Here is a 21,711-nt window from a genome sequence, read left to right on the forward strand (position 1 = left end):
CTTCGGGCGTTTTGCTGTTGCAGTGCGCGCTGTAAGGTCGCTTTCATGGCACGCGCAGCAAAGAAAAAGACAGCACCCAATAAAACGACCAAAACCAAGGTGAAGCGCTCTCTTGCGGAGCGGATCACATTCGCGCGTTTGTTCGTGAGACGCTGGGCCTTGCGCACTACCATTCTTACCGCTTCCGCGGTTCTGTTATGGGTCTGCTTCTATGCTTGGGTGAACCCGAATAAGACGCCCTACATGCGCAGCGAAGAGTTGCGCATTGGTAGCGAAGTCGATCACGAATGGACCGACATGGAAGACATTGCGCCTGTGATGGCGCGCTCTGTCGTGGCGGCGGAGGATTCGAATTATTGTAATCATTGGGGTTTTGATATGACCGCAATCCGCGCAGCGGTGGATTCGGGCGGCGCGCGCGGGGCGTCTACGCTAAGCCAACAAGTTGTGAAGAACGTCTATCTTTGGCACGGACGCAGTTATGTGCGCAAAGCGCTGGAGGCTGTTTTGACGCCGCTCGTCGAACTTACATGGTCCAAGAAGCGCATCTTGGAAGTCTACCTGAACATCGCAGAATTTGATGAGGGCGTGTTTGGCGTCGAGGCGGCGGCGCGTCATTACTTCGGGGTTGGGCCAGAGCAACTAAGCGCGATGCAATCCGCGCGGCTGGCAGCGATCCTACCCTCGCCAAAGACGCGCAGCGCATCGCGTCCGTCAAATTATGTACGAAAACGCACGCGTCAGATTATTGATGGGGCGGCTACGATCCGCCGCGATGGGCGCGCTGCCTGTTTTCAGGATTGAACTCGGCGGCCAAGCGGGGCATTCAGAACTGCACACATCTTTGAGTAAGAACCTGTATCCTATGGCCCGTCTTTACCACGTTCCCCTTTCACCGTTCTGCCGCAAAGTGCGGCTGGTTCTGGCCGAGAAAAAGATCGATGTGGAGCTGATCGAAGAACGCTATTGGGAAGCTGATCCCGATTTTCTGCGCCGGAACCCGGCGGGCAAAGTGCCGATCCTAAAGATGAACGGGCGCACGATGCCCGACAGCATGGCGATCTGTGAATACCTCGAAGAGAAAAACCCGACTCCGCCGTTGATGCCGCAAAGCGCAGAAGGGCGTTATGAGGTGCGCCGTCTGGTGGCCTGGTTCGATGACAAGTTTCATCAGGAAGTGACATCCAAGCTGCTCTATGAGCGGGTGAACAAGAAGTTAATGAATCAAGGCTATCCCGATAGCCGTAATGTCAAAGAGGGTGCGAAGGCGATCAAGTATCACCTCGATTACATGGCGTGGCTCTTGGATCATCGTCGCTGGTTGGCTGGGGATAGCATGAGCATCGCGGATTTTGCAGCGGCCTCGCATCTGTCGGCGCTTGATTACAATTCGGATGTGGATTGGACGCGTTCGGATACGGTCAAGGACTGGTACGCGAAGATCAAATCACGCCCTGCGTTCCGCTCGATTCTCGCAGATCAGGTGCCGGGATTTCCGCCTGCGAAGCACTACAACGATCTTGATTTCTGATCTTAAAAACCGGCTCGCGTCACAGGCGCATGAGATTGGTTTTGACGCATGTCGCATTTGTCGCCCTTGGGACGTACCGCATGTGCCGGAGCGTTTAGAGACGTTCGTGCGCGAGGGCCGTCATGGCCAGATGGGCTGGATGGCCGAGCGCATGACGTGGCGGGGCGATCCAGCGGCGCTTTGGCCAAAGGCGCGCAGCGTGATTATGCTGGGCGAAAGTTACACGCCCGAACATGATCCACTGGATATTCTAGGCCACCGCGATCGCGGCGCGATATCGGTTTATGCGCAGAACAAGGACTATCATGATCTGGTGAAAAAACGGCTTAAACGGCTCGCGCGATGGTTGATTGATGCGCAGGCCTGTGAAGTAAAGGTGTTTGTCGATACAGCCCCTGTGCCGGAGAAGCCTTTGGGCGAAGCGGCGGGTCTGGGATGGCAGGGCAAACATACCAATCTTGTGAGCCGTCAATTGGGCAGTTGGTTTTTTTTAGGCTCTGTTTTCACCACGCTGGAGTTACCTGTCGATGCGGCGGAGGTCGATCATTGCGGATCGTGCCGCGCCTGTCTGGATGTCTGCCCGACGAAAGCCTTTCCCGCACCCTATCAACTCGATGCGCGACGCTGTATTTCCTATCTGACGATCGAGCATAAAGGCCCGGTTGACGAAGATCTGCGCGCCTTGATGGGCAACCGCATTTACGGTTGCGATGATTGCCTCGCGGTCTGTCCGTGGAACAAATTCGCGGTGGACGCGCGAGAGTTGCGCTACGCCGCGCGCGAGGAATTGCGCGCGCCGCGTCTTGCAGACTTGGCGCGACTTGATGACACAGCGTTCCGCGCCATGTTTTCCGGCTCGCCCATCAAACGGATCGGGCGCGATAGGTTCGTGCGCAATGTGCTGTATGCGATTGGCAATTCGGGCTTGGCGGAGTTGCGCGAAGTTGCGCAAGGCTTGGTGGGTGATCCTGATTCGGCAGTTGCGGATGCGGCGCGCTGGGCGATCGTTCGATTGGCTTGAGAGTGCAGGACGCTCCGCGGGAAGTTTATTTGGAAAGATGAAGGGCAATGGCGTGAACAGGCGGGACGTGTCGGGTTTGTTTGCTAGGTCGTTGTGGAACTAAGGGAGGCTGGTCATGGCGCTTTTGCTGGGTGTGGATACGGGTGGGACATATACCGATGCGGTTTTGCTGCGCGACGAGAGCGTCGTAGTGGCCTCTGCGAAGTCGCTGACGACCAAGCATGATCTGGGGGTTGGCATCGGTGGTGCGATTGAGGCGGTGCTGAAAGAAAGCGGCGTTGATCCAAGCGAGGTGGCGATGGCATCCTTGTCCACCACGCTTGCAACCAATGCGCTGGTTGAGGGGCAGGGCGGGCGTGTGGCGCTGGTCTATATCGGGTTTAAGGAGCGTGATCTTGATACGCATGGTCTTCGCGATGCGCTTAAGGGTGATCCAGCCTTGGTTATTGCAGGGGGCCATGATCATGCGGGTGGGCAGGCGGAGCCACTGGATATTCAGGCTCTAAAGCGCTTTTTAGAGACGCACAAGGACGTTTCTGCCTTTGCCGTCGCCGCGCAATTCGCCACGCGAAACCCTGCACATGAGTTGCAAGCAGCGGCGCTTATTTCCGAAGTGACAGGCGCGCCGGTGAGCGCCTCGCATCAGCTCTCGGCCAAGCTCAATGGTCCCAAGCGTGCGATGACGGCGGTGCTCAATGCGCGGCTGATCGGGATGATTGACGGGCTGATTGCATCGGCGCAAGGGACGTTGAAGCGGCTTGGAATCGACGCGCCGCTTATGGTGGTGCGCGGAGACGGCGCGCTTATTGGCGCGGACATGGCGCGGGAACGACCGATCGAGACGATCCTGAGCGGGCCTGCGGCCTCGATCGTCGGCGCGCGTTGGCTCACGGGGGCGGATCATGCGTTGGTGTCCGACATTGGCGGCACGACGACAGACATCGCAGTGCTGCGCGACGGGCGTCCTGCGATTGATCCGATGGGTGCACAGGTTGGACCCTACCGCACGATGGTCGAGGCGGTGGCGATGCGCACCCATGGACTTGGCGGCGATAGCGAGGTGCATTTCATCGGCTCAGGCCTGAGAGGCGGTGTCACGCTAGGGCCGAGGCGCGTCGTGCCTGTGTCTTTAGTGGCACTGGATGCACCTGACGTGGTGCACGCGGCGCTTGATGCGCAGATGCGCGCCGCTGTGCCGGGGGAATATGACGGGCGGTTTGTGCGCGCTGTTAAGGGCCTGCGCAGGGATGGTTTGGGCGCGCGCGAGGAGGCGCTTTTGGAGCGGATCGGCGGCGGCGTTTTGCCGATGGGCCATGCGCTGAAAAACCGGATCGAGGCGCAAGCGCTCAAGCGGCTGGTAGAGCGCGGTTTGGTGCAGATTGCAGCGCTGACACCGAGCGATGCAAGTCATGCGCTGGGACGCGTTGATGTTTGGGACGTGGAGGCCGCCAAAAAGGCGCTGTGCCTGATGGGGCGTCGGCGCACGGGGGCTGGCGATAGGCTTGCACCCGAGCAAGATGTGATGGCGCAGATTGTGATTGATCAGTTGACGCATCAAACGGCTTTGGCCCTGTTAGAGACGGCTTTTGCGGAGGAAGCAGAGAGCTTTGGCCTGCCCCCTGCTGATCTGGCGCGCCATGTTTTGACGCAAAGGGGGCTGCAAGGGCATCGCGGCCTGCTGCGCATTGAGGTTGGGTTGAACCTGCCGATTGTCGGCCTTGGGGCTTCTGCGATGAGCTATTATCCTGCGGTTGGCGAGCGCCTTGGCTGCGAGGCGATCCTGCCTCAACATGGCGGCGTAGCCAATGCGATCGGTGCGGTCGTCGGGCGCGTCACGATGCGCAGACAAGGGACTGTGACCGCACCAAGCGAGGGGCGCTACCGCGTACATTTCGAAACGGGGCCGGAGGATTATGCCGACAGCGCAGCGGCGCTTGGCGCGCTGGAGGATCATTTGCGCGCGCAGGCTTTGGCGGATGCGCAAGGTTCGGGGGCTGAGGATATCCACATCCATGCGACGCGCGACATTAAAAGCGTCGAGGCGGAGGCGCGTGAGGTGTTCATCGAGGCGGTGATTACGGTGGAGGCGTCAGGGCGCCCAAGAATCGCAGCTTGATAAAGTTGAAATAATGCTGCTGTTACGCACTTTCAATTTCATGTTTCAATGTTTCACAGAGCCGCGCGCACATTGAAATCTCGCTTTGATTTTTGCACATCGGCACCATGTAATACCAGACAGACATTTCAGGAGGATGCCATGGCTGAATATCGCAAGGATATGGACGTGATCGCGACGCTCGATCCCGAGCAGTATCGCGTCACGCAGGAAAGCGGAACGGAGCGGCCCGGTACGGGCAAATACCTTGGCAATAAGGAGCCAGGAATTTACGTGGATATCGTTTCGGGCGAGCCTCTGTTTGCCTCGTCGGACAAATACGAGAGCGGCTGTGGCTGGCCATCTTTCACCAAGCCGCTGGTGGATGAATTTGTGGCAGAGCTGAAAGATGTGACACTTGGCATGGTGCGCACAGAAGTGCGATCCTCGCACGGTGATAGTCACTTGGGCCATGTATTCAACGATGGACCGCCCGATTGCGGTGGCTTGCGCTATTGTATCAACTCGGCGTCTTTGCGGTTTATTCACCGCGACGACATGGAGGGTGAGGGTTATGCAAAATATCTGGATCAAGTGGAGGATGTAGTATGACAGAGCGCGCAGTTTTAGCAGGGGGGTGTTTCTGGGGTATGGAAGACCTGATCCGTAAAATGGACGGGGTGATTTCAACGCGTGTAGGCTACACTGGCGGAGATGTGCCGAACGCGACGTATCGCAACCATGGCACGCACGCGGAGGGGATCGAGATTATCTTTGATCCCGCGCGCATCACGTTCCGCTCGCTTTTGGAATTTTTCTTCCAGATACATGATCCCACTACAGAGAACCGCCAAGGCAATGACCGTGGGCTTAGCTACCGCTCTGCGATCTACTATGTGGGCGATGCGCAAAAGGCGGTTGCGCTGGATACGATTGCAGATGTTGATGCGTCTGGCCTGTGGCCTGGCAGGGTTGTGACTGAGGTTGAGGCGGTGAGCGATTTCTGGGAAGCAGAGCCAGAGCATCAGGACTATCTGGAACGCGTTCCAAATGGCTACACCTGTCACTTTATTCGCCCGGATTGGGTGTTGCCCAAGCGCGCGGCGGAGTAACCCTTTCAACACGTGCGATGCTGGTATAGCGATGGGGCATGTCCTCATTTACTGGCATCGCGCTCAAACTCGCCTCGGTCGTTCTGTTCGTCATTATGTCCGCCTTGATCAAGGCGACGACGGAGGATGTGCCCACAGGGCAGGCGATGTTCTTTCGTTCCTTCTTTGCACTGCCGGTCATCTTGGGTTGGCTCGTTTGGCGACGTGAGTTGTCTACGGGATTAAAGACGAAGCGCCCAATGGGTCATGTTTGGCGCGGGCTGATCGGTGTGTGTGGCATGGGTTTCGGGTTTTCGTCGCTTGCCTATTTACCTTTGCCTGATGTGACTGCGATAGGCTTTGCCGCACCGCTGATGACGGTGATTTTGGCAGCCTTGATCCTTGGTGAGCGCTTGCGCGTTTATCGCATGTCGGCGGTTCTGCTGGGTTTGATTGGCGTTATGGTGATCTTGTCGCCGCGCTTGTCGATCTTCTCTGGAGAGGCGATGGAAAGTGCGGCGCAGATAGGCGTGATGTTGGTGCTGGCCTCCGCGATGTTTCGCGCTTTGGCACAGATCCATATCCGCCGTTTGGCGCAGACAGAGCAGACATCCGCGATTGTGTTCTATTTCTCGATGACGACGACTATTTTGTCGCTACTGACGCTGCCGTTTGGCTGGACCCTGCCGGATGCGGGCGCGATCACAATGCTGGTTTTTGCGGGTTTGATTGGCGGCGTTGCGCAGATTTTCATCACATCGGCTTATCGGTTTGCGGATGCGGCGGTGATTGCGCCGTTTGATTATGCCTCGATCCTGTTTGCGATGATCATTGGCTATGTTTTCTTTGCAGATGTTCCGACGCCGCAGATGTTGGCCGGTTCGGCTATTGTGATTTTTGCAGGGCTGTTGATCATTTGGCGCGAGCGGGCGTTGGGGTTGAAGCGTGGCAAGGCGCGACCGAATTTAACGCCGCACGGGTAGGCTGACGTTAGGGATAGAGTTTATTTGGCAAGATGAAGCGGTTAGCGGTCCGCGATGCCCATAGCGGCGTAGATCGGCGGCAAGAGCCAGCGGCGTTTGGTGCCGAGCGGGATCTTGTTTGGAATGCTTTTAAGGATGTCTGGATACGGGTTTGTCGTTGGCTTTTCTTGTACGAGATCGGCGAGGAGCGCGCCGCAGTAGCTTGCCATGGCCACGCCATTTCCGTGGTATGAAAGCGAGGCAAACGCGCCGGGCATCTCCGGGATCGCACCTGTGAAAGGTGCGCGTTTGGCGTTCATGCAGACAAGTCCCGACCACATATGTGGGGTTTCCACATGCGACCACGCGGGGAATATCTGCTCGAAGTCCTTGCGGATAAGCGCCTTGATTCTTGCGTCAGAGCGCGCGTTCGCGAAGATGCCGCCGCGCATGCCGAACAGGAAACGACGGTTGGGCATCAGGCGGAAATAGTGCAGCAGATTACGGCTATCGAAAGCCATTTGATCGGACGTCCAGCCAGAGGCTTGGATTTCATCGTCTGTCAAAGGGCGAGTGACGAGGATACTGGATTGCACAGGCATGAAGCGTGCAGCGAGCCAATTCGGGACATCCTCGGAGGAATAGCCGTTTGTTGCGATGATCAGGCGCTTCGCGGTGAGTTTACCTTGGGGCGTGTGAAGTGTGAATTGCGTACCTTGTTCAATGCGTGTGACGGGGGTGCGCGCGTTCAGTTTTGCACCAGCCTTGATCGCTGCGCGCGCGATGCCAAGGGCGTACTTCAGTGGATTGAGTGCGTAGCCAATAGGGATCGTGAGTGCGCCATGGAAGGGGCCAGCGAGGCCGTGATCGGCGAGATCGCTTTCGGGTATCAACGTAGGTTCGGTATCATAGTCATTTGCAGCCTGTTCTGCGTGTGCTTGAAACATGGACCAACGAGCAGGTTTGTGCGCAAGGAGCGTTTCGCCCTTGGAATGGATGTCAGCGTCGATATTGTGTTCGGTGAGCAAATCTGCGACATGGCTGATTGCGCCTTTTTCGCACTGGCGCCAAGCGATGCGCGCGTCTACGCCGTAATGCTTGTCGATCTGGGCGTTCTCTAGGATGCCGCCACCGAGGCAGCAGAAACCTCCATTACGCCCACTTGCGCCCCAAGCGATTGTTTCGGTGTCCAGCAGGGTAACTTCGGCTCCATCCTTTGCCAATTGAAGTGCGGCGTTCAGCCCAGTGAAGCCAGCGCCAATGATGGCCACATCCGTTTGATGCGTGCCTTGCAAGGCGGGCTGATCAAGCGGCGGTGTCGTGGTTTGCCAATACCCATTGCGAATAGGCTTGGGGCCGTAAGCGTGCGGTTCATATATGCGTTTCATCCGCGTGCGGCGGCTTGTTCATCGCGCTGTTGTTTCAGGCTCGCTTGCTTGGAGATTAGCGATGCGCTTATGACGCCGACGGTGACGATTGCGATCATGATCGTAGAAAGCGCGTTTATTTCAGGGCTGACGCCAAGGCGCACTGCGGAGAAAATTTTGATCGGTAGCGTCGTGGCGGACGGGCCAGCGGTGAAGCTGGCGATCACCAGATCATCCAAGCTGAGCGTGAAGGCGAGCAGCCAGCCGGAGATGACTGCAGGCGCTATGATCGGCAGCGTGACAAGGCGGAAGGCCTGCCAAGGGGAGCAACCAAGGTCGAGCGCGGCTTCCTCCAGCGAACGATCGAAGCTGACGAGGCGCGAGGAGACGACGACGGAAACGTAGCACATTGCGAAGGTCGTATGCGCGAGGACGATGGTGAGTACGCCGCGATCAAGGCCGATGCCGATGAATAGTAGCAGGAGCGAGAGGCCGGTGATGACTTCGGGCATGACGAGGGGCGCGTAGATCATGCCGGAAAACAGCGTACGTCCCGAAAAGCGCCCGGCCCGGACGAGGACATACGCAGCCATCGTGCCGAGCACTGTGGCCAGTGTGGAGGAGAACACGGCAACTTTGATCGTGACCCAAGCCGCATTGAGGAACGCCTCGTTTTGCATCAACTCGGCGTACCATTTGGTTGAAAAGCCTGCCCAAACAGTGACCAGTTTGCTCTCGTTGAAGCTATAGATCACCAGAATGATCATGGGCAGGTAGAGGAACGCAAAGCCGAGCGTCAGGGCTGTGATGTTGAACCATGAAAAGCGCTTCATCCCTCCATCTCCCGCTGTTTCTGTTCGTTTCGCTGGAACAGGATGATTGGGATGATGAGAATCAAAAGCAGGATAATCGCAACGGCTGAGGCGACGGGCCAATCGCGGTTGTTGAAGAACTCTTCCCACAGGACTTTGCCGATCATCAAGGTTTGTGAGCCACCCAGGAGGGAGGGGATTACGAATTCACCCAAGGTAGGAATGAAAACGAGGAAACAGCCTGCGATGATTCCTGTTTTGCTGAGTGGAATAGTGACGAGCCAGAAGGCGGATGTGCGCGAACAGCCAAGGTCCTCGGCGGCTTCCAGCAGGCTGTCGTCCATTTTTTCCAGTGCGGAGTAGATCGGCAGGATCATGAAGGGCAGGTACGTGTAGACGATGCCGATGTAGACTGCAGTGTTGGTGTTCAAGATCGTTAGCGGCTCGGAAATGATGCCGGTCCAGAGCAGGAATTGATTGAGCAGACCCTCGTTCGCGAGGATGCCCATCCAAGCGTAGACGCGGATCAGGAAGCTGGTCCAGAACGGTAGAATGATCAGCATCAGCAGCGTCGGGCGCCATTCGGGTGCGGCGCGTGCCATGGAATAGGCGATGGGATAGCCAATGAGAAGCGCGAGTGAGGTTGATATCAGCGCGATCTTGAAGCTGGAGAGATAGGCTTTCCAATAGAGATCGTCGGTGGTGAGGAAGACGAAGTTCTCGAAATCCAGCTCAGACAGGAAAGTTTTGAGGCCGTTCCAGCCCTCGGCAATATCAAGCTGGGGCGTATAGGGCGGAATTGCCAAAGCGCCGTCACTGAGCGAAATTTTCATAACGATCAGGAACGGGACCAGAAACAGCGCCAAAAGCCAGAAGTATGGCACAGCGATGAGGGCGGCGCGGCGCATCTGCTAGCGGTCCAACAGGACACCGGCGGTGTCCGTGAAGCTGACCCAAACGTCGTCTTCCCAAGTGAGCGAGCGGCGCGCAAGGCGTCGGGTGTTGGCGGTTTGCGCCTTGATGATGTGACCTGTTGGCAGTTCAACATGGTAAGTCGAAATATTGCCGAGGTAGGCAATATCAAGGATCTTGCCGTGCAGCGCGTTGGGCGCATCGGGTTTGTCGGGCGAAATCGCCACCTTCTCGGGGCGGATTGCGAAATGGCAGGTCTGGCCTTCGCTAAAGTCGCGCGTTGTGCTGCCAATGATATCCGGCTGGCCTTCGGCCCAAGCGATGTGGGTCTTATCGCCTTTGCGCGTTGCTTTGCCTTCGATGATGTTCACATCGCCAATGAAATCAGCGACGTAAGTTGAATTTGGGGCCTCATAGATGGCATCAGGGGTGGCGACCTGAATGATGCGGCCCTCGTCCATCACCGCTACGCGGGAGGCGACGGTCATTGCTTCCTCTTGGTCGTGTGTGACGATCACAAAGGTCGTGCCTGTTTTTTCCTGAATATCCATCAACTCGAACTGGGTGTCCTGACGCAGCTTTTTGTCGAGCGCGCCGAGAGGTTCATCGAGGAGGAGGAGCTTGGGCGCTTTTGCGAGCGAGCGGGCGAGCGCGACGCGCTGACGCTGGCCGCCTGAAATCTGGTGCGGCTTGCGGCGGGCGAATTTTTCAAGGCGCGTGAGCTTGAGCATTTCTGCGACGCGCGCATCAATGGCGTCTTTATCCATGTCGGTGCGGCGCAAACCGAACGCGATATTTTCATAGATGGAAAGATGCGGGAACAGCGCATAACTTTGGAACATCATGTTCACCGCGCGCTTGTTCGGCGGGACTTTGTTCATATCCCGACCTGAGATGCTGATCTTGCCCTCACTGGGGGTTTCAAAGCCGCCGAGCATGCGCATCATCGTAGTTTTGCCACATCCCGAGGGCCCAAGAAGCGCGAAGAATTCCCTCTCGTAGATATGCTGTGTCAGATCATCAATCGCCACGAAATCACCAAAACGCTTGGTGACGTTCTGGAAGGTGATCAGAGGGGTTTGGGTTGGATCGTCCCAAGGGGCAAATACAGGTTGCTGCGCCATTCATGCACTCCGCAATAGGAGGAAGCCCCGCGCGCGCTGTGTTGGATGCGCGCGCGGGGGTCGATCGGCTTATGTGCCGGACTTGATCTTGGTCCACAAACGGGTAACGACGCGTTGCACCTTTGGGGCATAGGGCGATGTGGTGAACAGGTTGTTCAACGTTGCCTCATCCGGATAGATCGCCGTGTCGCCGATCACGTCTTCAACGAGAAACTCCTTGGAGGCCTCATTACCGTTGGCGTAATAGACATAGTTCGATGCCGCAGCCATGTTCTGTGCGTCCATGATGAAGTTCAGGAATACATGGGCTGCGTCAGGGTTTGGCGCATCCACGGGGATCGCCATCTGGTCAAACCACATCTGCGCGCCTTCCTTGGCGGCATGATATGCGATTTCAACGCCATTGTCGGCCTCTGCCGCGCGATCACGCGCTTGCAGAATGTCGCCAGACCAACCGATGGCCACGCAGATATCACCGTTGGCGAGCGCATTGATATACTCAGAGCTGTGGAACTTCTGGATGTAGGGGCGCACGGCGGACAGAACCGGCTCGGCCTTGGCGATCACGTCAGGGTCCTGGCTGTCGGGGTTTTCGCCGATATACTTGAGCGCCATCGGGATCATCTCGGCAGGCGCGTCGAGCATGTGGACGCCGCACTCGGCCAGTTTCGCCATATTGTCGGGGTTCAGGATCAACTCGAGGCTGTCGATGGGTGCATCTTCGCCAAGTGCTTCTTTCACCTTTCCAAGGTTCACGCCAATGCCTGTGGTGCCCCACATGTAGTTGATGGAGTAGGCGTTGTCCGGGTCATACTGCTCGGTGCGGGCCGAAACCACGTCCCACATATTCACAATGTTTGGCAGCTTGGACATGTCGAGCTTCTGGAACGCGCCCGCTGTGATCTGGCGCTGCAAGAATGTGCCGGAGGGTACGACAACGTCATAGCCAGAGCCGCCAGCGAGCATCTTGGTTTCCAAGAGTTCGTTGCTGTCGAAGACGTCATAAATCAGCTTGATACCGGTGTCGGCCTCGAACTTTTCCAGCAAGGCTTCGTCGATGTAATCTGACCAGTTATAAACACGGACTTCGTTGGCGTGTGCGCTGGCCGCGACTAGGGCAAGCGTTGCGCTTGCGAGCATTAGGTTCTTCATCTGGTTAACTCCCCAAGACATGATACGGGCCGCATTTCTGTGCCGCGGCATCCTGAACGGCATTGTTTTCATGCAGTTTGCAGAGTCGCAAGTTTTTATTGCGATGAACGGCGCTGATTGACATGGCAGAGCCGCCTCATATGCTGCGCGCAGCTTAGATAGAATGCCTCTTGCCCTGAAAAGGAGCGCCACATGAACAAGATTACCAATCACATGCCGACGGCAGAATTGCAGGCCCTCGATGCGGCCCACCACATGCACCCGTTTACGACGGGCGACGAAATTAACACCAAAGGCGCGCGCGTAATTACAGGGGCAAGCGGCGTGATGCTGCGCGATTCCGAGGGCAATCAGATTTTAGACGCCATGGCAGGCCTTTGGTGCGTCAACGTCGGCTATGGCCGCGAAGAATTGGCTGAGGTCGCAGCGCGTCAGATGCGCGAATTGCCGTATTACAATACGTTCTTTCAGACAACTCACGTGCCTGTCATAGCACTAAGTCAGCGCCTTGCGGAACTTGCACCGGAGGGCATGAACCATGTGTTCTATGCGGGCTCTGGTTCGGAAGCGAATGACACCAACATTCGCATGGTGCGGACCTATTGGGACATGAAGGGCAAGCCCGGAAAAAAGGTGATCATTTCTCGTCACAACGGTTATCATGGCTCGTCCGTCGGGTCCGGCTCGCTTGGTGGAATGTCGGGCATGCACGCGCAAGGCGGGATGCCGATTCCCGATATTCATCACATTGGCCAGCCGAACTGGTGGGCCGAGGGCGGCGATCACACGCCTGAAGAGTTCGGGCTTATGCGTGCGCAAGAGCTTGAACAGGCGATTGAAGCGATGGGCATCGACCGAGTTGCCGCCTTTATCGCCGAGCCTGTGCAGGGTGCGGGCGGCGTCATTGTTCCGCCCTCGACCTATTGGCCGGAAATTCAGCGCATTTGTGACAAATATGAAATCTTGCTGATCGCGGATGAGGTGATTTGCGGCTTCGGGCGCACGGGTGAATGGTTTGGATCAACCACCATGGGTATTCGCCCTGATATTATGACGATCGCCAAGGGCCTTAGCTCTGGGTATCAGCCTATTGGCGGCTCGATTATTTCGGACGAGATTGCGTCTGTGATCAACTCCGGTGAGTTCAATCACGGCTACACCTATTCGGGCCATCCCGTTGCGGCGGCTGTGGCGTTGGAGAATCTGCGCATCCTTGACGAAGAGGGGATCGTGACCCGTGTGCGCGAGAAAACCGCTCCCTATCTCAAGCAAAAATGGGACAAGATGCTGGATCACCCGTTGGTGGGCGAAGCGAATATGGTCGGAATGATGGGGTCGCTGGTTCTAACTCCGCACAAGGAAAGCCGCGCGGCGTTCAAATCGGACGCGGGCACGGTTGGTTTCATCTGCCGCGAGCGGTGTTTTGCGAATAATCTGGTGATGCGCCATGTGGGGGATCGGATGATCATTTCACCGCCACTTGTGATCAACGAAAAGCAAATCGACATGCTAATGGAGCGCGCATGGCAGTCCTTGGATGAATGCCATGCCATCCTTAAGCGCGATGGCCTGATGGTCGCGGCTTAGGCTATCCGTTGCGTGCTGGTTCATTCGGATCGCTTGAGAACAGAGCGATCTTGTTGCCCTGCGGGTCGCGCAGATAGCTGACGTAGAAATGAGCGCCATAGGTCGGGCGAAAGCCCGGCTGGCCCTCGTCTCCCCCGCCTGCGGCAAGCGCTGCCGCGTGCAATTCGCGCACTTGGCTTTGGCTGCGCGCCTCGAAAGCGATCATTGATCCGTTGCCTGCCGTAGCCGGCTGGCCGTTGAAGGTTGGTTTCACGTAGAAATCTGGCAGTAGAATGGTTTGCCCCTCTGCGACAGGTAAAACGTAGCTAAGCCCCTCACGCCCCTCTTTCAGCCCGTAGCCAAGCGCAGGCAGAAACGCGGTGTAGAACCGTTTCGCACGTGCGATGTCGTCGGCGCCGACAGTGACGTAGGCTATCATGCGTAAAATGCTCCCCTAGGTGAGGGTTTTCCAGAAGGTGACTTTGTCGTCGCCCTTGGCCCAGAAGTCACGAATGCGGGCTTCCTCGGTGTAGCCTGCTTTTTCATAAAAGGCGCGCGTTTTGGCGAACGCATCTGTGCCGGAGGTGTCCACGATGATGACGCGCCCGCCTTGATCTTCGATCTGCGCTTCCATTTGCCGTGTCAGCTGCGCGCCCGCGCCGTTGCCTTGACGCGCCGGATCAAGGGCCAAGGCGAGGATGCTCCACGTCTCTTCTGTCATTCGCTCGGGATTTGCGTAGCAAAAACCGCAAGCGGTGCCATCCACTTCCAGCGTCAACCAGAGATCGTCCGTTTCGCCGTCCAGAAACCCTTTGAGCATATCCCCAAGCATGTGGCTCGGAAAGAGGTCCGTTTGATCGAGAACCTGTTTCAACGCTGCGATATCGCCTTCTTGCGTATAGCGAATTTCCATGGCGCCAAGCCTTTCGTAGCTTTGGATTTGCACTCCGGTGTCGCGTAAAAGGACAGGGGATGCCAACCCCAATCGTATTTATTCGATAGAGTCCCTTGCTTTTGATTTCCGAATTTCCTAGCGTCGAACACAAATGTGAAATTGATTTCCGCATAGTGGAAATGAAGTGCTTTGGGAGGAGACACCATGACGTTCTATCGAAATATCGCTTTGTCTTGCGCAATGTCGGTTGGCCTGGTCGGCGCGGCAGTTGCTGAAACGACGCTGATTCACGGCGAAGCCGGCCCGAACCGCGGTGCACGCGCAGCGGCGCTGCAGTGGTTCGCGGATCAAGTGAGCGAGCGTTCCAGCGGCGACGTGAAGGTCGACATCCAGTGGGGCGGCGCGCTGTTCAAGGCGAACGCGTCCGTGCAATCCATTTCTGACGGCGTGGCCGACATGGGATCGGTGATTGCGGTCTATTACCCGCAGGAAATGGTTGGCTACGGCATCGCCGATCTGCCCGTCAACAACCCAGATGCTTGGGTTGGGATGCGCGCCACAGATGATCTGATGCGCTCGTCTGGCGCCATTCAGGCGGACCTCGCAGACAAGGGGCTGGTCTACATCGGCACCTGGACCACATCGGCTGTGAACATTGGCTGCAAGGATGCGGCGATCCGCACGGCGGAAGATGTGAAAGGCCTTAAAGTGCGAGGCGTTGGCGCATACGGTAAGGTGTTCGGTGAAATGGGCGCGAACATGGTGCGGATGTCGATCTACGACGCCTACCAAGGCCTCGACACAGGGCTGATCGATTGCTCGCAGGGATATTCTTATGCGGTTTCCGCGCTTAAGCAGGGCGAAGTCATGGACAGTTATACCCTGCTGGATTGGGGTCAGGTCGGTGGTCTGGGCATTTTCATGAACAAAGATGCCTATGATGATTTGAGCGAAGCGCAACAAGCGGTGCTGAACGACGTCGGCGCTGACATGGCGGACGAGTTCGGCCGTATGATCACCGCCGCCAACGACAAGGCGATCGCGTCGATGAAAGAGCAAGGTGTCGAAATCATCACGCTGCCGGAGGCCGAGCGCGCCAAGCTGGTATCCATGGGTGAACCCTTCCTCGGGAAATGGGTCGAAAGCGCAAATGCGGTTGGTCTGCAAGGCGATGCGCTGCTCGAAGAGTATCGCGGCTTGATCGCCAAATACACCGAAGAGCGCGACTCGATGGGCTATCCTTGGGCGCGTAACTAAGCGCTGTTGGCGAAAGGCTGCTACCCATGTTGAAACGTATCGAATCTGCATTGTGGTCGCTGGGCGCATTGGCGGTCATTGCCCTCGGGCTGATGATCACTGCCAATGTCGCCGCGCGCGCGATCTTTCAAACGGGAATCCCCGACAGTGTAATAATTGTGCGTGAATTGATGGTGGCAGCCATCGTCCTCCCTTTGGGCGCGGCCACAGCGGCGCGCGCCCATGTGGCGGTGGAATTCGTGACCAACGGCCTTAGCCCACGCAAACGGTCTTATCTGATCGTGCTCGGCTCGCTTATTGGGATGTTTGCGTTGATGCCCTTGCTGTTCGCAGGCTGGCGTGAACTTTCTGGCACATGGTCCAAGGGCAGTTTCTATTTCGGCGATCTTGGCCTGCCGAAATGGCCCGGGCGTTTGATTTTCCTTGTCGGTATTGCGGTTTGCTGGGTGCGCCTTGCAGAACTTGCGGTGCGCGACACGAAAACCATCCTTGGCGGCGGCGCTGTGGATGAAGACGAGGGGGCGGCACATTGATCGATCCAGCAACTCTTGGCCTGATCGCCTTTGGCTTCGTGCTTTTACTGCTTGCCATGCGTGTTCCGATCGCGTTTTCGCTGGCCAGCGTGGCGACGGTCAGTACCTTCCTCATTTTTGCGTTCCGCAGCGGCGATTTCGCCCCGGAGCGCGCGATCAAGGCGACATCCTCGCTGGTGTTCTCGAACTCCTTCGATCTGATCCATTCCTATAACCTTTCGATGATCCCTCTGTTTGTCGCGCTCGGCCATATCGCCTATCGCGCAGAAATCACGACCAAGATTTACTACGCTGCAAAGGTCTGGCTGGTGAAGCTGCCGGGCGGTGTTGCCATGGCGTCCGTTGTCGGGTGTGGCGGCTTCTCTGCGATCACCGGCAGTTCCATCGCGTGTGCTTCGACCATGGGCCGCATCTGCGTGCCGGAAATGCTGCGCATGGGCTATGACAACCGCCTCGCGACCAGCGCGGTAGCTGCGGGCGGCACGCTTGGCTCGCTCATTCCGCCCTCGGTGCTGTTCATCATCTACGGAATTTTCACCGAAACCTCGATTTCGCGCCTGTTCCTTGCAGGCGTGCTTCCAGGGCTTTTGACGCTTGCGGGCTTTTTGCTGGTGATCGCCGTCTGGGTGTGGCGCTCGCCCGAGATCGCGCCGGTGGGCGACACGGATATCGACGCTGCCGAACGTTGGCGCGCCGCGCGCGAGGCCTGGCCTGCGGTGTTCCTGTTTGTCGTCATCATTGGTGGCATCTACGGCGGTATTTTTACTGCGACCGAAGCTGCTGCCGTCTGTGTCTTTTTCGCCGCTGTGATCGGGTTCGTGCAGGGTAATCTGACATGGCAGGGCCTATGGGACAGCGTGCGCGAAACCTGTATCCAGACCACCGCCATCTTTTTCATCGCAGCCACGGCCAAGATTTTCGTAGCCTTTGTTGCGCTGACGGGCATTGCGCCAAGTATCGTGGAAACGGTGACTGCGGCAGAGCCTTCGGTTTTTGTTCTAATGCTCTGCATTGCGGGGATTTATCTGGTGCTGGGCATGTTCCTCGATCCCATTGGCATCATGGTTCTGACCCTGCCGCTGATGATTCCGCTGGTGGAAAGCTATGATCTGAACCTTATCTGGTTCGGTGTCGTCGTGATTAAGTTACTGGAGATTGGCCTGATCACGCCGCCTGTCGGCCTCAACGTCTTTGTCATCGCCAATGTGGTTGGCAAACAAGCGCCGATCGATCGCATTTTTGCGGGCATTGCACGTTTTCTAAGCGTCGATATCATCGTGTTGATTTTGATCATGAGCTTCCCGATGATTTCACTGTTACTGCCCATGGGGATGAAATGAGCGAAACCTTCGAAAAGGACCGCCGCTTTGCCAGCACTCTGGCGCGGGGCCTGTCGGTCTTGCGTGCGTTTCGCGCGAGTGATGACGGGTTGAGCCACATGGAGATCGCCGAACGTACAGGCCTGCCGAACGCGACGGTTTCACGGCTCACGTTTACTTTGCGAGAGTTGGGATATCTTAGCCACGCGGGCAAGAATGATCGCTATCGCCTTGGCCCTGCGGCGCTGGCGATCGGCAATGTGGCCTCTGCGTCTGTTTCGTTTCTTGAAACGGCAAGTGATCCGATGCAAAAACTGGCCAACGAGACTGGCACGCTTGCCCTGTTCGCGGTGCGCGACGGGGAAAAGATGCTGTTGGTGAAAACATGGCGTCCCCAGAACACCGCGTCGATCTGGCTAGAACCGGGGCACCGTATCCCTATTTTCGGCTCGTCCTCCGGCATGGCAGTCATGGCCTGCCTCAGTGACGCTGCGTTCGCAGCGCTGGAACCTGATGACGATCTGCGCAGCTTTCGCCAAACTGGGTACGAGCAGTTGCTTGCACGCGGTTTCGCCGTTGCGCCGAATGACACGCGCTACGCTGCATCGGTGAATGCCGTCAGCGTGCCGTTTCATGCAGGTGAATTTGGCGAACCCGCGTCGTTTTCCTGTGGCGCCTTGCCCGAAATGCTGGGCGACGCACGTATGGAGGAGGATGTCGGTCCCAAACTGCGCGATGCGGTGCGCGCGCTGGAAACACGGACTGGACGTAGCCCTGCGCTGCTGAAACGGGGATAAAAGGACAAGAGCATGAGTGATGCGATCGAGTATGAACTAAAGGGTGATATCGCCGTTTTGCGGGCGAACAACCCGCCTGTGAATGCGCTGGGACATGCGGTGCGAACTGGATTGATTGCTGGATTGGAGCGCGCCGAGGCCGAGGCGAAAGCGGTTCTGATTGTCGGCGCCGGACACACCTATTTTGCGGGGGCCGATATCAAGGAATTTGGTAAGCCTTTGCGGGAGCCGGGGTTGCCGGGCGTGTGTACGCGCATTGAAAATTCGCCGCTGCCGGTGATTTCTGCCATTCATGGCACGGCGCTTGGCGGCGGTCTTGAGGTCGCACTGGGCACGCATTACCGCATCGCGGTTCCGTCTGCCAAAGTCGGTCTACCCGAAGTGCACCTGGGTATTTTACCAGGCGCAGGCGGTACGCAGCGTTTGCCGCGCGTGATTGGCGCTGAAAAGGCGATCGAGATCATCACATCGGGGCGTCACGTCGGGGCGGCTGAAGCGCTTGAGTTGGGGATTCTTGATGAGGTCGAAGAGGGCGATGTCGAGACCATTGGCCTTGCTTATGCGCAGCGCATTCTGGATGCAGGTCTTGGCCCACGCCCTGTAGGTCAAATGCCTCGCCCAACGCCTGTCGATTTCGACAGCGCTTATGTCGCCGCTATGAAACGTGGACGCGGGCAGATCGCACCTGCCACGGCAATCCGTTCAATCGAGGGCGCGTGCCACTATGATATCACCGAAGGGCTAGAGCATGAACGCGCACTGTTCATGACACTTTTCAACTCACCCCAGCGTGAGGGGATGGTGCATGCGTTCTTTAACGAGCGTGCTGTATCCAAACTGCCCGAACTCAAGGGCGTCGAGCCGCGTGCATTAAAAACGATTGGCGTGATCGGCGGCGGCACGATGGGCGCGGGTATTGCCGTTGCTGCGCTGCTCGCTGGGCTTGATGTGACGATGGTAGAACGAGATGCCGAGGCAGCGAAAGCGGGCGCCGCGCGCGTGAACGTTATCCTGCAAGGTTCCGTGAAGCGTGGTAAGCTGAGCCAAAGTAAATACGATGCGATCATGGCAAGCGGTTTCCGGGCGCTCGATAGTTGCGATGCGCTCAGCGAAGCGGATATGGTGATCGAGGCGGCATTCGAGGAAATGGGCGTCAAGAAAGCGATCTTTGCAGAGCTGGATCGCGTGTGCAAAAAGGGTGCTGTTCTGGCGTCCAACACTTCCTATCTCGATGTGAACGAAATCGCCGCCAGCATCTCGCGTCCGAGGGACGTTCTGGGTCTGCATTTCTTCTCGCCCGCGCATGTGATGAAGCTGCTTGAAGTGGTGGTCGCAGATGAAACTGCGCCTGATGTGGTCGCTACTGGTTTTGCTCTGGGCAAGGCTTTGCGCAAGATCGCTGTGCGCTCTGGCGTGTGTGACGGGTTCATCGGCAACCGTATTCTGAAGACCTATCGCAGTTGCGCCGATCACATGATCATGGACGGAGCATCACCTTATGAAATCGACAAAGCCATGACTGATTTCGGCTTTGCCATGGGGCCTTATGAGGTCGCTGATCTTGCGGGCCTTGATATCGGATGGGCCACCCGCAAACGCCTTGCGCCGACGCGTGATGTGCGTGAGCGCGTTGCGCGTTATGCCGACAAAATGTGCGAGGCGGGTAATTTTGGGCAGAAGACGGGCAAGGGCTATTACGTTTATGAGGCGGGCAAACGTGGCGGTACGCCGAACCCCGAGGTGATAGCTTTGATCGAAGCAGAACGCGCTGATCTTGGCGTCACTGCGCAAGACTTTACCCACGAAGACATCCAGCGCCGTTATATGTGCGCCATGGTGAACGAGGCAGCGATGGTCGTCGATGAGGGAATCGCGCGCCGCCCACTGGATGTGGATATGGTGCTACTCTTTGGCTACGGATTTCCGCGCCACTGGGGTGGTCCTTTGAAGTGGGCCGATCTGCAAGGGCTTGATGGCATTCTGGCGGATATCAAGCGCTACGCAATGGCAGATGATTTCTTCTGGCAACCCTCTGCATTGCTGGAGCGCCTGGTTGCCGCGGGCAAGACATTTGATGATCTGAACAAGGGAGACACGGTATGAAACAGGCAGTGATCGTATCCACCGCACGCAGCGGTTTGGCCAAGTCGTTTCGCGGCTCTTTGAACATGACGCATGGTGCAACGCTTGGTGCGCATTCGGTTCAGCACGCCGTTGCGCGCGCTGGGATTGACCCCGCAAGCATCGAGGATTGCCTGATGGGCTGCGCCACGCCAGAGGGCGCGACAGGCGGCAACATAGCGCGCCAGATCGCGCTGCGCGCGGGCTTGCCTGTGACAGTCTGCGGCGCGACTGTGAACCGCTTCTGCTCATCGGGTCTGCAAACAATCGCTATGGCGGCGCAATCTATCCAGAATGGCTCTGGTCCCATGGTGGCTGGCGGCGTCGAGAGTATTTCGCTGACGGGCAACCACCGAGTGCCGTCGCATGATCCGTGGATCGCAGAGCATAAACCAGCTATCTACATGAGTATGATCGAAACGGCTGACATTGTGGCGGAGCGCTACGGCATCTCGCGCGAAGATCAGGACGCCTATGGGTTACGTTCGCAACTGCGCATGGCTGCGGCGCAAGAGGCGGGCTTGTTTGCGAACGAGATCGTGCCGATGGCCGCTACCATGGCCGTAAAGGACAAGGAAACAGGTGAAGTCACGCATCATGAAGTGACGGTTGACCGTGATGAGTGCAATCGGCCAACGACCAAAATCGAGGGTCTAAATGGGCTAAATCCTGTGCGCGAGGGCGGTTATGTCACTGCTGGAAACGCCAGCCAGCTTAGCGATGGATCGGCTGCGGTTGTGATGATGGAAGCAAGCGAAGCGGAGCGTCAAGGCATCGAAGCGCTCGGTGCGTTCAAGGGCTTTGCCGTCGCTGGTTGCGAGCCTGACGAAATGGGTATTGGTCCTGTTTTCGCTGTGCCGCGTTTGTTGGAACGGCATGGGCTGACGGTGGCTGATATCGACCTGTGGGAGCTGAACGAGGCCTTCGCGTCCCAAGCGCTTTATAGTCGCGATCGGCTCGGGATTGATGACGAGAAATGCAATGTGAACGGCGGCTCTATCGCGATCGGGCATCCGTTCGGTATGACCGGTGCGCGCATGACGGGTCACTTGCTGCTTGAGGGCAAGCGGCGTGGTGCGAAACTGGGCGTTGTGACAATGTGCATTGGCGGCGGCATGGGGGCGGCGGGCCTCTTCGAAATATTCTAGGGAGTTTG

General features: G+C 57.4%; 21 protein-coding genes. 14 read left to right on the forward strand and 7 right to left on the reverse strand.

What is annotated here, in order from left to right; translation table 11 throughout:
- The first annotated feature begins 45 nt into the window (after positions 1-45).
- The 7 genes from mtgA to B9P63_RS05355 all read left to right on the forward strand — a co-directional run bounded on the left by mtgA (position 46) and on the right by B9P63_RS05355 (position 6,721).
- Complete coding sequence (mtgA, locus tag B9P63_RS05325; protein ID WP_085307528.1) at positions 46-804, forward strand: monofunctional biosynthetic peptidoglycan transglycosylase; 759 nt, start codon at positions 46-48, stop codon at positions 802-804.
- A gap of 61 nt (positions 805-865) precedes the next feature.
- A complete protein-coding gene (gene fzlA, locus B9P63_RS05330; protein WP_085307878.1) occupies positions 866-1,531 on the forward strand; it encodes an FtsZ-binding protein FzlA in 666 nt (221 codons plus the stop codon).
- Positions 1,521-2,552: a tRNA epoxyqueuosine(34) reductase QueG gene (gene queG, locus B9P63_RS05335; protein WP_085307529.1), complete on the forward strand. Its 1,032-nt coding sequence runs from the start codon at positions 1,521-1,523 to the stop codon at positions 2,550-2,552. The genes fzlA and queG overlap by 11 nt, the downstream gene beginning before the upstream one ends.
- Positions 2,553-2,667: 115 nt before the next feature.
- Complete coding sequence (locus tag B9P63_RS05340; protein ID WP_085307530.1) at positions 2,668-4,668, forward strand: hydantoinase/oxoprolinase N-terminal domain-containing protein; 2,001 nt, start codon at positions 2,668-2,670, stop codon at positions 4,666-4,668.
- Between the two features lie 141 nt (positions 4,669-4,809).
- Positions 4,810-5,259, forward strand: a complete 450-nt coding sequence (gene msrB / locus B9P63_RS05345) for a peptide-methionine (R)-S-oxide reductase MsrB (RefSeq protein ID WP_085307531.1) — start codon at positions 4,810-4,812, stop codon at positions 5,257-5,259.
- Complete coding sequence (msrA, locus tag B9P63_RS05350) at positions 5,256-5,759, forward strand: peptide-methionine (S)-S-oxide reductase MsrA (protein ID WP_085307532.1); 504 nt, start codon at positions 5,256-5,258, stop codon at positions 5,757-5,759. Before msrB ends, msrA begins: the two co-directional genes overlap by 4 nt.
- Before the next feature lie 38 nt (positions 5,760-5,797).
- Complete coding sequence (locus B9P63_RS05355) at positions 5,798-6,721, forward strand: DMT family transporter (protein WP_085307533.1); 924 nt, start codon at positions 5,798-5,800, stop codon at positions 6,719-6,721.
- Between the two features lie 41 nt (positions 6,722-6,762).
- Here B9P63_RS05355 and B9P63_RS05360 read toward each other — a convergent pair whose 3' ends face one another.
- The 5 genes from B9P63_RS05360 to B9P63_RS05380 all read right to left on the reverse strand — a co-directional run bounded on the left by B9P63_RS05360 (position 6,763) and on the right by B9P63_RS05380 (position 12,067).
- Positions 6,763-8,088: an NAD(P)/FAD-dependent oxidoreductase gene (locus tag B9P63_RS05360; RefSeq protein ID WP_085307534.1), complete on the reverse strand. Its 1,326-nt coding sequence runs from the start codon at positions 8,086-8,088 to the stop codon at positions 6,763-6,765.
- On the reverse strand, positions 8,085-8,900 hold the full coding sequence (locus B9P63_RS05365) for an ABC transporter permease (RefSeq protein WP_085307535.1): 816 nt from the start codon (positions 8,898-8,900) through the stop codon (positions 8,085-8,087). The genes B9P63_RS05360 and B9P63_RS05365 overlap by 4 nt, the downstream gene beginning before the upstream one ends.
- Positions 8,897-9,787: an ABC transporter permease subunit gene (locus B9P63_RS05370; protein WP_085307536.1), complete on the reverse strand. Its 891-nt coding sequence runs from the start codon at positions 9,785-9,787 to the stop codon at positions 8,897-8,899. The genes B9P63_RS05365 and B9P63_RS05370 overlap by 4 nt, the downstream gene beginning before the upstream one ends.
- Before the next feature lie 3 nt (positions 9,788-9,790).
- Positions 9,791-10,915 carry an ABC transporter ATP-binding protein gene (locus B9P63_RS05375; RefSeq protein ID WP_085307537.1) on the reverse strand — a complete coding sequence of 375 codons (1,125 nt, stop codon included), beginning with the start codon at positions 10,913-10,915 and terminating at the stop codon, positions 9,791-9,793.
- A 69-nt stretch (positions 10,916-10,984) separates the two neighbouring features.
- The gene (locus B9P63_RS05380) at positions 10,985-12,067 is read right to left on the reverse strand and encodes a polyamine ABC transporter substrate-binding protein (RefSeq protein WP_085307538.1); all 1,083 of its coding nucleotides are present in this window, start codon (positions 12,065-12,067) and stop codon (positions 10,985-10,987) included.
- A 192-nt stretch (positions 12,068-12,259) separates the two neighbouring features.
- On the opposite strand from B9P63_RS05380, the gene B9P63_RS05385 reads away from it, so the two are divergent.
- Complete coding sequence (locus tag B9P63_RS05385; RefSeq protein WP_085307539.1) at positions 12,260-13,654, forward strand: aspartate aminotransferase family protein; 1,395 nt, start codon at positions 12,260-12,262, stop codon at positions 13,652-13,654.
- Position 13,655: 1 nt separating this feature from the next.
- On the opposite strand, the gene B9P63_RS05390 is transcribed toward B9P63_RS05385, so the two are convergent.
- Both B9P63_RS05390 and B9P63_RS05395 read right to left on the reverse strand, forming a co-directional pair.
- Complete coding sequence (locus B9P63_RS05390) at positions 13,656-14,072, reverse strand: VOC family protein (RefSeq protein WP_085307540.1); 417 nt, start codon at positions 14,070-14,072, stop codon at positions 13,656-13,658.
- A 15-nt stretch (positions 14,073-14,087) separates the two neighbouring features.
- Positions 14,088-14,546: a GNAT family N-acetyltransferase gene (locus B9P63_RS05395; protein ID WP_085307879.1), complete on the reverse strand. Its 459-nt coding sequence runs from the start codon at positions 14,544-14,546 to the stop codon at positions 14,088-14,090.
- 186 nt (positions 14,547-14,732) lie between these two features.
- Here B9P63_RS05395 and B9P63_RS05400 point away from each other — a divergent pair, with 186 nt between their 5' ends.
- Genes B9P63_RS05400 through B9P63_RS05425 form a run of 6 tightly spaced genes read left to right on the forward strand, consistent with a single transcriptional unit; the run spans position 14,733 to position 21,703 of the window.
- Entirely contained in the window at positions 14,733-15,785 is a 1,053-nt protein-coding gene (locus B9P63_RS05400; protein ID WP_085307541.1) for a C4-dicarboxylate TRAP transporter substrate-binding protein, read from the forward strand.
- A gap of 26 nt (positions 15,786-15,811) precedes the next feature.
- The gene (locus tag B9P63_RS05405; RefSeq protein WP_085307542.1) at positions 15,812-16,318 is read left to right on the forward strand and encodes a TRAP transporter small permease; all 507 of its coding nucleotides are present in this window, start codon (positions 15,812-15,814) and stop codon (positions 16,316-16,318) included.
- On the forward strand, positions 16,318-17,658 hold the full coding sequence (locus B9P63_RS05410) for a TRAP transporter large permease (RefSeq protein WP_085307880.1): 1,341 nt from the start codon (positions 16,318-16,320) through the stop codon (positions 17,656-17,658). The genes B9P63_RS05405 and B9P63_RS05410 overlap by 1 nt, the downstream gene beginning before the upstream one ends.
- Positions 17,655-18,434: an IclR family transcriptional regulator gene (locus B9P63_RS05415; protein WP_085307543.1), complete on the forward strand. Its 780-nt coding sequence runs from the start codon at positions 17,655-17,657 to the stop codon at positions 18,432-18,434. Before B9P63_RS05410 ends, B9P63_RS05415 begins: the two co-directional genes overlap by 4 nt.
- 12 nt (positions 18,435-18,446) lie before the next feature.
- Positions 18,447-20,537, forward strand: a complete 2,091-nt coding sequence (locus tag B9P63_RS05420) for a 3-hydroxyacyl-CoA dehydrogenase NAD-binding domain-containing protein (RefSeq protein ID WP_085307544.1) — start codon at positions 18,447-18,449, stop codon at positions 20,535-20,537.
- Entirely contained in the window at positions 20,534-21,703 is a 1,170-nt protein-coding gene (locus tag B9P63_RS05425; RefSeq protein ID WP_085307545.1) for an acetyl-CoA C-acyltransferase, read from the forward strand. The genes B9P63_RS05420 and B9P63_RS05425 overlap by 4 nt, the downstream gene beginning before the upstream one ends.
- Positions 21,704-21,711: the final 8 nt, after the last annotated feature.

Origin of the sequence: Planktotalea arctica (assembly GCF_002105285.1) — a bacterium.
GTDB classification, from domain to species: Bacteria; Pseudomonadota; Alphaproteobacteria; order Rhodobacterales; family Rhodobacteraceae; genus Planktotalea; species Planktotalea arctica.